The organism is Acinetobacter thutiue (genome assembly GCF_030385805.1).
GTDB lineage: Bacteria > Pseudomonadota > Gammaproteobacteria > Pseudomonadales > Moraxellaceae > Acinetobacter > Acinetobacter corruptisaponis.
In genome coordinates this window covers 1-1,521 of record NZ_JAUDZE010000022.1, presented here as the reverse complement: position 1 = coordinate 1,521, position 1,521 = coordinate 1, and the positions used below count along the sequence as shown (strand labels likewise).

At 45.1% G+C, this 1,521-nt stretch carries 2 tRNA genes and 2 rRNA genes; all 4 read right to left on the bottom strand.

The features are described 5' to 3' along the window. A 23S ribosomal RNA gene (locus QTA56_RS18225) occupies nucleotides 1–227 on the bottom strand; the annotation flags it as partial. A 372-nt stretch (nucleotides 228–599) separates the two neighbouring features. Continuing rightward, nucleotides 600–675 (bottom strand) — tRNA-Ala (locus QTA56_RS18220). Between the two features lie 68 nt (nucleotides 676–743). Then, a tRNA-Ile gene (locus QTA56_RS18215) sits at nucleotides 744–820 on the bottom strand. Between the two features lie 59 nt (nucleotides 821–879). Further along, nucleotides 880–1,521, bottom strand: a 16S ribosomal RNA gene (locus QTA56_RS18210); the annotation flags it as partial.

Genomic DNA, 1,521 nt, shown 5'->3' with positions numbered 1-1,521 from the left:
TTGATTTCTTTTCCTAAGGGTACTGAGATGTTTCACTTCCCCTCGTTCGCCTTATATTCCTATGTATTCAGAATATAATACCTACCTTATGGTAAGTGGGTTCCCCCATTCAGACATCTCCGGATCACAGGATATTTGCCGCCTCCCCGGAGCTTTTCGCAGGCTATCACGTCTTTCTTCGCCTCTGACTGCCAAGGCATCCACCACATGCACTTAATTACTTGACTATACAACCCCAAACAGTCGTTAATACCTACAAGTAGTATTACCAACATTTCAGTTTGACGCACTGTGCACTTAAGCACTGTACAGCTTCAATCTAAATTCATATACCAAAACGCTTGATTCAGTGTTTTTGCTAGTTCTCATTTCATTCAACCTAAACAAGTTAATGTTTAAATCAAAGAATGAGTGAACAATTTATTTCAGACTCAAATTCTAATCTGTTAATGATTAACTACCGCCTCGTCAGCGAGTAGTAAACTGTGATAAATCACAGAAGTTAATAAACTCAAATCAAAATCTCTTTTGATTTATTTATACATTTATTAATTTCTATAATTTATTTAGCTTTAAATTAAATGTTTCCATTTAATTCGTGGTGGAGACTAGGAGAGTCGAACTCCTGACCTCCTGCGTGCAAAGCAGGCGCTCTACCAACTAAGCTAAGTCCCCAGCTTATCATCTTGAACGATATATCTTCTCATCTAGCAGCTTGTGACTATTCATCACTTCGTCAGTAGTGGTGGGTCTGACAAGACTTGAACTTGTGACCCCACGCTTATCAAGCGTGTGCTCTAACCAACTGAGCTACAGACCCTCAGATACATCTTCGAAGAACAACTTGTTGTGGATTCTTACCAGTCACCAATCTTTCGTTAAGGAGGTGATCCAGCCGCAGGTTCCCCTACGGCTACCTTGTTACGACTTCACCCCAGTCATCGGCCACACCGTGGTGAGCGTCCTCCCTAAGGTTAGACTACCCACTTCTGGTGCAACAAACTCCCATGGTGTGACGGGCGGTGTGTACAAGGCCCGGGAACGTATTCACCGCGGCATTCTGATCCGCGATTACTAGCGATTCCGACTTCATGGAGTCGAGTTGCAGACTCCAATCCGGACTACGATCGGCTTTTTGAGATTAGCATCCTATCGCTAGGTAGCAACCCTTTGTACCGACCATTGTAGCACGTGTGTAGCCCTGGCCGTAAGGGCCATGATGACTTGACGTCGTCCCCGCCTTCCTCCAGTTTGTCACTGGCAGTATCCTTAAAGTTCCCATCCGAAATGCTGGCAAGTAAGGAAAAGGGTTGCGCTCGTTGCGGGACTTAACCCAACATCTCACGACACGAGCTGACGACAGCCATGCAGCACCTGTATCTAGATTCCCGAAGGCACCAATCCATCTCTGGAAAGTTTCTAGTATGTCAAGGCCAGGTAAGGTTCTTCGCGTTGCATCGAATTAAACCACATGCTCCACCGCTTGTGCGGGCCCCCGTCAATTCATTTGAGTTTTAGTCT